The sequence below is a fragment of the Mangrovibacterium sp. genome (assembly GCF_059905295.1).
This window is the reverse complement of sequence record NZ_JBZQJF010000187.1, coordinates 1-8234: the sequence shown is the minus strand read 5'-3', so window position 1 is coordinate 8234 and position 8234 is coordinate 1. Positions and strand designations below refer to the sequence as shown.

At 41.2% G+C, this 8234-nt stretch carries 8 protein-coding genes; 7 read left to right on the top strand and 1 reads right to left on the bottom strand.

Annotated elements, in window-relative coordinates; translation table 11 throughout:
• From AC37HE_RS10065 to AC37HE_RS10050, 4 genes are all read left to right on the top strand, one after another.
• Positions 1–295 (top strand): hypothetical protein (locus AC37HE_RS10065; protein ID WP_500782705.1); only part of this gene is annotated, 295 nt, incomplete at its 5' end.
• Between the two features lie 178 nt (positions 296–473).
• Positions 474–1379, top strand: coding sequence for a ketopantoate reductase family protein (locus AC37HE_RS10060; protein ID WP_500782704.1), 906 nt, complete (start codon positions 474–476; stop codon positions 1377–1379).
• Positions 1380–2684: 1305 nt separating this feature from the next.
• Positions 2685–2924 (top strand): hypothetical protein, encoded by a 240-nt coding sequence (locus AC37HE_RS10055; RefSeq protein WP_500782703.1) that lies wholly within the window; start codon positions 2685–2687, stop codon positions 2922–2924.
• 95 nt (positions 2925–3019) lie between these two features.
• Complete coding sequence (locus AC37HE_RS10050; RefSeq protein ID WP_500782702.1) at positions 3020–3910, top strand: universal stress protein; 891 nt, start codon at positions 3020–3022, stop codon at positions 3908–3910.
• Positions 3911–4300: 390 nt separating this feature from the next.
• Here AC37HE_RS10050 and AC37HE_RS10045 read toward each other — a convergent pair whose 3' ends face one another.
• The gene (locus tag AC37HE_RS10045; protein WP_500782700.1) at positions 4301–4879 is read right to left on the bottom strand and encodes a DNA-3-methyladenine glycosylase I; all 579 of its coding nucleotides are present in this window, start codon (positions 4877–4879) and stop codon (positions 4301–4303) included.
• Between the two features lie 102 nt (positions 4880–4981).
• On the opposite strand from AC37HE_RS10045, the gene AC37HE_RS10040 reads away from it, so the two are divergent.
• From AC37HE_RS10040 to AC37HE_RS10030, 3 genes are all read left to right on the top strand, one after another.
• Positions 4982–6931 (top strand): tetratricopeptide repeat protein, encoded by a 1950-nt coding sequence (locus AC37HE_RS10040; RefSeq protein WP_500782699.1) that lies wholly within the window; start codon positions 4982–4984, stop codon positions 6929–6931.
• A 16-nt stretch (positions 6932–6947) separates the two neighbouring features.
• Entirely contained in the window at positions 6948–7172 is a 225-nt protein-coding gene (locus AC37HE_RS10035; RefSeq protein WP_500782698.1) for a hypothetical protein, read from the top strand.
• A partial coding sequence (locus tag AC37HE_RS10030; protein ID WP_500782697.1) for a replication-associated recombination protein A occupies positions 7173–8234 on the top strand: 1062 nt, incomplete at its 3' end.

Genomic DNA, 8234 nt, shown 5'->3' with positions numbered 1-8234 from the left:
TTTCCTGGACGATGAGGGACATCGAAAAAGTAACTTCATCTTGATTGCATTCGCACTCGCTTACGATGCATTTTTGGTTGTTTCCTGTTATGTGATTTGTCTGGTACACCCAACGAGTGTTTGGTACACACCGGTGATTTGTCATGCAGCAACGATTGGTACACTTATCTGGAAGTTCCCGCTATGGACTACCTCGACACTTGTTTTAGTCTTGCTGGGCATCGGAATTGGTTTTACCATCTTGGCCGCAATAGGTGGATCGATGAAAGGACGTCGCCGGTCTGCCTCGTCTTAGTTCTTTTAATTCACCTGATAGCTTTGGTTATACTCCGGTATTTTCAGAAATTTCAAGGCCGATTGAACAAGGCTTGTTTCTGTATGTTTGAAATACGGTAAATAATCCGCTAAAATTAACTTTCCGAATATACCTGACTGTTTTAACTTTAGGCAAGTTTAAATTACAGGAGGTAATCATGGTAAAACCAATCCGAAAAGTTTCCATCGTTGGTTTAGGAGCTTTGGGAATTTTGTATGGTGAACATTTTCTGCGTCGCATGCCCCGGGAAGATCTTCGGATCATTGCTGATCCTGCTCGAATTGAAAAGTATCAGAAAGAAGGAATCTTTTGTAACGGACAAATTTGTTCGTTTCAATATGTAACACCCGATAAGGTGGTTGAACCGGCCGACCTGATCATTGTGGCCGTTAAATATACCGCTTTGAAAGAGGCGATCCGCATGATTAAAGGGCATATTGGCCCCGATACGATTATTCTTTCTGTTTTAAACGGCGTGGTTAGCGAAGCCGAAATTGGTGAAGTGTACGGAGACGAACATTTGTTGTACACCGTTGCCCAGGGAATGACTGCAGCCAAAGTGGGCAATCAAATGACTTACGTTACAAAAGGGATACTCAGCTTTGGCGAGCTCGATGCAGAAGCAAACACGGACAAAGTTGAACGGGTGAAAACTTTTTTCGAGGCGATGGAACTACCGCACGAAATTAATAACCGGATGCGCAAAAAGCTTTGGAGTAAGTGGATGCTGAATGTTGGCATCAATCAGGCAGTAGGCTATTTTAATGAAACAAACAGCCTCGTTCAAAAACCGGGAGAAGCTCGTGGTTTGATGATTACTGCTATGGAAGAAGCCATTGCTGTTGCTCACCAGGAAGGAGTGGTGCTTACCAAGGATGATATTACGTATTGGTTGAAGATTATTGATCGTCTTGATCCAAATGAGCGTCCTTCGATGGCGCAGGATGTTGTTGCCGGTCGCCCTACAGAAGTTGCTTTGTTTGCAGGTACCGTCGTTGCCTTGGCAAAGAAACATGCAATTGCTGTTCCCGTCAATGAAATGTTCCTCGAACATTATTCCTGAATTGTTTTAGTCGACTCAAGAAATAGTGCAATAAAAAGCAAATCGGATTTTAAAGGTGAAATTCCTAAAAAAATGGTATTCTCTTTGTTAAGAGTTGATTTTGTGCTGTTGTTGATTGTTAAGTGGTATGTAATGAGGCTTTTATGTTTTGGGGTCGTTGCATGTTTCTCTTACCATTATGTAGATTATACAATTTCTTTAATATTTCTTTAAAGTTCGCTTAACACGACGATGTGTTTTTCAGCATATCTTTGTCGTAGATTTTATTTCATAAGTTTAGGTTTGATTAGTTTTATTGGTTTAGTTAGGTTTGAAAAGGGTAGATAGAGATCTACTCTTTTTTTTTGCTCTAAACTGAAAAAGTTCCAAGTTTTGAGTTTCAAGTTCCACTACTCACGACTCAAGTCTCATAACCATTGACTCATAAGATAACCTTATTTCATTATTTAAGCTTAGTAGAATACAGTACCACTCTGACCCCCCGAACCTTATTCCCTTATTTTATTCCGCTTTTGTTGGGGTAAAGACAGTTTCGAGGAGTTTTGAGTTTCAAGTTTAACGTTTTGAGTCTCACGACTCATAAGATGTAAAGTGAAAGAAACAAATAGTTTGCTGTCTCTCGTCTCTGCTTTATGAAGACGAGGGGCAGCTTTTTATAGACTCTATAATTTCTGTTTTTTGCCGGTTAATCAACAAAGGTATCGCTTCCGGAGCTTCATGTTTTTAACTTGTGTCAGGATTCGAAGTATCTACAATGTTGTAAGTTTTATCTGGCTGACTTTTTTCTGAAAGTCCCTTCTGAATTCCAAGTTTTGAGTTTCGGGTTACGGGTTCCGAGACAACCCGCCAACTTAAGATAACAATGACAACCTGATGTAAGGAAAACTTTCCACTTTCATTTCTGTTGGTGATTTGCCGGAATCATGAGTGTTTTCTGTGAAAGTCTTCATTCGATTGTCTTCAATTGTTTTCAACTGCCTTCTCTTGTTTTGCTCCACTTTCATCCCTGTTGAAGGTACCCTCCGAATCATGAATGTTTTATTACAAGATCTGATTTGACTAAACTAATTTGCGTCTTTCAGCATGCTGTTTGTGTTCTGAAAATTTCGCAATTGTTTTGCCCAACAGGGGTATTGATGGGCAAACAAATCGATTTGAAATATCGTATGTTTTAATGGATTAACTCATCAAGAGTCGGAATGCCCATAACGTTCTTCTTTAATAATTTACGCGAATGTTTCCGTTGTGACAGGGAGGGAAACATTACAACATCGAGTCTTCATGTTAAAAGCTTCCAGCATGTTTATGAAAACCAAAAATCAGCAAAATCCGATTCCAGGTAAGGGATATGCGATCCACTATTTACATACTCATCGCTGTTACTCTCCCAATAAATTCGAGAAAGGTATTCACTGCAGCAGCGAGAGCTTCGACTATATTGTTGAATGGCAAGTTCAACAGGAGATCCAACAATACTTGTTAACGAATAATCTTTACGGTTTGAATTCCTGGGATGAGGAGGGAGATATTGCAGGTGTAGATTAGTCCTTTCAAATTAAGATGCTGTACTTATCCTTTAGAAATGCCTTTTTAAGCCTGATAGAAACACGTTACCGTCTTAATTAAAACAAATTACTGCTATGAAAACAATTTTAGTACTTACAGATTTTTCGGAACATGCCTTATTTGCATTGAAAGTAGCTGCAAGTATCGCAAAAAGAATCAATGGGAGAATTAACCTTGTTCACGTTTATCAGCATCCTGCTTTAGGGGAAGAATTTAGTTATTACTATACCAAGGAATATTATGAGGAAGTTAATACTGATGCCCAAAAACAGCTCGATCAACTTTTGAATAAGAGCTTTTTGAAAGGTGTTGATATTCAGCGACACGTTGTCTCCAGTTCAACATTCACGGATGTATTAAGCAAGGAGCCCTTTATAAATCCCAATTTGATTGTGATGGGTGCCCATGGGCGTAGTGGCTATGATCGATCATTTATCGGATCAAACACCGAAAAAGTGGTCCGGCTTTCAAATGCACCGGTATTAACTCTTAAACATGAAATTGAAGATTTTACAATCAATAAAATGGTTTTTGCATCGAATTTCCGGGATGAATCTTATCATTCATTTCAAAAGATTAAATTCTTTGCTGACCTGTATAACGCTCATATTGCTTTATTGAAAGTAATTACTCCCAAAGATTTTGAGACGACGCCAAAAAGCCAAAAATTACTGATTGACTTTGCCCGGGAATTTGAATTGACCAATTACAGTATAAATGTTTACAACGATCACGACATTGAAAGCGGTATCATAAACTTCAGCAAGGAGACTGATGCCGATCTAATTGCCATTGAAACGCATGGAAGAACTGGCTTTGCTCATTTGATTAATGGAAGTTTGGCTGAGGATATTGTAAAACATGAAGCAAAACCTATTCTAAGCGTTAAGATGAAGAAAACCTCAGTACGGACAGCCAGGAAGGCCACTCGTGAATTAAGCGCTGAGATCTGGGGAGCCGAATAATGCTTCTTTGAGATGAGAACCGGAAGAGGCTAGACTAATGACAAAATAAGCATAGCCATGGCACAAACAGAACATAAATCAGTTGAGGCCGCTCCACGCTGTAAGGTTCATCTGTATAAGCGTCCATATGCATTGGAGGCGTGTTATCATCCCCGAAAATGTAAGAAAGGTATCTGCTGTTCCGGAGACCGATTCGATTATGTTAGTTTTGGGAGTGTAAAACACAGAAGAGGAGAACATACTTTAAATCAATATCCGTAATTAAAGTTGAGGGACGGAAGACGCTGCCAGGATTATTGCTTGCAGCGTTTTTTGTGCCTTTTCGGTTTCCGATAAACGATCACTGGTTTTGCTCTTCGGTTGCTGAGGATGTATTCCCCCAAGCAGTAATCAGGAAACCTTCTCGGTCAAGACTTCCCGGTGACGGAAACAACCTTCAACATGATCGTTTACCATCCCTGTGGCCTGCATGTGAGCATAAACGATGGTGGAACCAACAAATTTAAATCCTCGCTTTTTCAGGTCTTTGCTGATTTGGTCAGAAAGAGCAGTCGTTGCGGGTACTTCTTTCAGACTTTTAAACCGGTTAATGATCGGTTGATGATTGACGAAGCTCCAAATGTAGTTCGAGAATGATCCAAATTCCTTTTGAACTTCGAGGAAACGTTGGGCATTGGTAATGCTGGCTGCAATTTTCAGCTTGTTTCGCACCAATCCTTCATTTTGTAACAGTTCGGTCACCTTCTGGTCGTCGTACGCAGCTACCTTTCCCGGGTCGAAATCGTCGTAAGCCTTTCGGTAGTTTTCGCGTTTCTTTAAAACAGTGTGCCAGCTTAAACCGGCCTGAACACCTTCGAGAATTAAAAATTCGAACAAAACACGATCGTTATAAACCGGAACGCCCCATTCCTGATCATGATAGTTTCGGTATAAATCATCCTTCAGACACCATTCACAACGATTTTCCATGGTAAAGCATTTGTTAAAAAAAGTGTAATCGAGATAAAAATACTGAAAACAACTGATACCGGGTTAAAATATTATTTTTGCTCTTTGTAAATTGTCCGCCCTATGAAATTTAAGATTCTAATTCTTTTAGTCTTCATCAGCAGCCTGGCATCGGCGCAGCTGAATATTAACCACTATATCAGGGTGGGACAAACCCGCATTTCGACAGCAAACTATGTTGGGGCGATTGAAAACTTCAATATTGTCATCAAGTTTAAGCCACAGTTGCCCGAACCTTATTTCTTTCGGGGACTGGCCAAACATCAGTTGGAAGACTTCCGCGGAGCCATCGAAGATTATAATATGGCCATCAAGATAAAGCCTTATTACCCCGATGCTTTCATTAATCGAGGTCTGGCGTATTTGTCGTTGCACGAGTATGCCAATGCCATTGCCGATTATAACCGGGCATTGGAACTATCGCCTCGCAACGCCGGTATTTACAATAACCGGGGGATAGCCAAGCTATCAATGAAAGATGTTGACGGCGCTATTGCCGACTACGATAAGGCGTTGGAGATTAACCCGAATTTTGTGAATGCCCTAATTAACCGAAGTAATGCCAATATTGTAAAAGGTGATGTGAAGGAAGGTATCCGCGATTTGAACCGGGTGATTATTATTCGCCCGCACTTTGCCAGTGCTTATTTGTTACGTGGTTTGGCGCGGTTCGATCTGAATGACTTTGCTGCAGCTTTGCGCGATTTTGATGAAACCATTAAGCTGGATCCGCAAAATGCTTACGCCTATAACAACCGGGGGATTGTAAAACAGCGGTTGGAAGATTTTCAGGGAGCTATTATGGATTACGACCTGGCGCTTCAGTTAGATCCTACTATGCCAAATGCTTACTTTAATAGGGGTATTGCCAAAGAAGTACTGGGACAGTCGGGTTACGAAGAAGATTACCGTATAGCTGCGAAACTGGATCCGAAGCTGGATATTCACCGCCGACCAACGGAGGAAGAATATTACGCACAATTGCAGAAACAGCAGCAACAAAAACAACAGCAGCAACAAAAAGGAGGACAGGGACAAGGACAGTCTCAGTCTCAGGGACAAGCTTTGGCGCAAAATACCAATCAGTCCCAATCGCAAGCTAATCAGAAGGATAAACAGGATGAAAAGAGTAAAGCTGAACAAGAAGCTGAAGAAAGAGCACGTCGTCGTTTCCGATTGTCGCTGGCCGATACCCGGAATCTTCCGAACTACGACGAAGAAGTGGATGATGGAAAAGTACAAAACAAGAATGTGATTATTGAGTTGCAGAACATTTTTCGCATTGCTTCGTTCAGTGAAAACTCGGTGGATTACGAACGCCTGCAATATTACAGTATGGCCTTGGAAGAGTTGAACAAGTACAACAACTATACACCGCAGATGACCATCACGAACAAGGATGCAACAGACTTTGCGGATAGCTTCAATAACAATATTCTTTATTTCAACGATAAGCTTAAGGCAAATCAATCGTCGGAGAATTACCTGAGCCGAGGAATCTTTAAATTCCTGACCAAGAAATACAACGATGCGATGGAAGATTTTGACCAGAGCCTGAAATTAGACAGTAAGAATTTGATTGCTTATTTTAGCCGGGCGAACTGTCGGGAAAAGATGGTTGAATTGCTGGAGTCGGTTCCTGACCTTTCGCAGGACATGACCATTGCTATTGGTTCGGGTAATCAGGCCGGGCAGGGAGTGAGAAAAGAGTTTCTGAATGATTATAAAGATATTTTGGCCGATTATGATCGTTGTTCAAAGCTTGATCCTTCTTTCCCGTTCGTTTATTACAACAAGGCTTATATTCTTTGTAAGCTCGATAAATACGAAGAAGCAATCAAAAACCTCGATAAGGCCATTGAGTTGCAAAACGATTTTGCCGAAGCTTATTTTAACCGTGGTTTGACTAAAATTTACCTGGACGATATTGATGGAGGGGCTAAAGATTTAAGTAAAGCAGGTGAGCTTGGAATTGAGGAGGCTTATAACATTATTAAACGCTATTGTAACTAAATATTTAACGAACATTATGACTGATTTGAAGAAATTGAACAACCTTGAATTGCTGGAGAGACTTTCGAAGTACCGGAATATTTCATTCTTTGCGGTAATGGCGATCTTTGTATCGATGGCTTTGATTATTATCTATAAACTGAGCCCGCTGTTCCTGATTATTGTTGTTATTCCATTCATTTTTGTTGCCAGAATATTCTATAAATACTATAACGAGGTGCAACGGAGAAACCTGCAGTAAATGAGTTTACAACCTTTGGCAGAACGCTTGCGTCCAAAGAAACTGGACGACTATATCGGGCAGGAACATCTTGTTGGACCGGGAGCTGTTTTGCGCAAAATGATCGATTCGGGAAATATTTCGTCGCTCATTCTGTGGGGACCCCCAGGGGTTGGAAAAACAACCTTGGCCAAGATCATTGCAAACACACTCGATCGGCCTTTTCACATTTTGAGTGCGATAAGTTCGGGTGTAAAAGATGTGCGCGATGTGATTGAAAAGGCACAGAAACAGCAGTTTTTCAATCGTGCAAACCCGATCTTGTTTATCGACGAGATTCACCGCTTTAGTAAAGCACAGCAGGATTCCTTGTTGGGAGCTGTTGAACAAGGCGTGGTAACATTAATCGGAGCAACAACCGAGAACCCATCTTTCGAGGTGATTTCCCCGTTGCTTTCGCGTTGCCAGGTTTATATTCTGAAACATTTGGAAAAAGACGATCTGCTTCGACTGCTCGATAATGCTTTTCAAAAGGATGTTGAGCTGAAAAAGAAACAGATTGATCTGAAAGAATATGAAGCATTGCTTCGCTTTTCGGGTGGTGATGCCCGTAAGTTGTTGAATGTGCTCGAACTGGTGGTTAATGCTGAAGAAACCGATCAGATTGAAATCACGAACGACAAAGTAACCAAACGTCTTCAAAATAACCTGCGCACCTACGATAAGAAAGGGGAGATGCACTACGACATCATTTCTGCCTTCATTAAAAGTATCCGTGGCAGCGATCCCGATGCAGCTGTTTACTGGCTTGCCCGGATGATTGACGGAGGTGAAGATGTAAAATTTATTGCCCGTCGGTTATTAATCCTTGCTGCTGAAGATGTTGGACTGGCCAATCCGAATGCTTTGTTGCTGGCACAAACGACCTTCGATGCCGTACATCAAATTGGACATCCTGAGTCGCGGATTATTTTGTCGGAATGCGCCATTTACCTGGCTACTTCGCCTAAAAGTAATTCGGCCTACGAAGCGATCAACAAAGCGTTGCAAATCGTTCAGCGTACCGGCGATTTATCGGTCCCC

Excerpts from the sequence above, each read along its gene's own strand:
- AC37HE_RS10060 (WP_500782704.1), top strand. The coding sequence starts at position 474 with ATGGTAAAACCAATCCGAAAAGTTTCCATCGTTGGTTTAGGAGCTTTG.
- AC37HE_RS10055 (WP_500782703.1), top strand. The coding sequence starts at position 2,685 with ATGAAAACCAAAAATCAGCAAAATCCGATTCCAGGTAAGGGATATGCG.
- AC37HE_RS10050 (WP_500782702.1), top strand. The coding sequence starts at position 3,020 with ATGAAAACAATTTTAGTACTTACAGATTTTTCGGAACATGCCTTATTT.
- AC37HE_RS10045 (WP_500782700.1), bottom strand. The coding sequence starts at position 4,879 with ATGGAAAATCGTTGTGAATGGTGTCTGAAGGATGATTTATACCGAAAC.
- AC37HE_RS10040 (WP_500782699.1), top strand. The coding sequence starts at position 4,982 with ATGAAATTTAAGATTCTAATTCTTTTAGTCTTCATCAGCAGCCTGGCA.
- AC37HE_RS10035 (WP_500782698.1), top strand. The coding sequence starts at position 6,948 with ATGACTGATTTGAAGAAATTGAACAACCTTGAATTGCTGGAGAGACTT.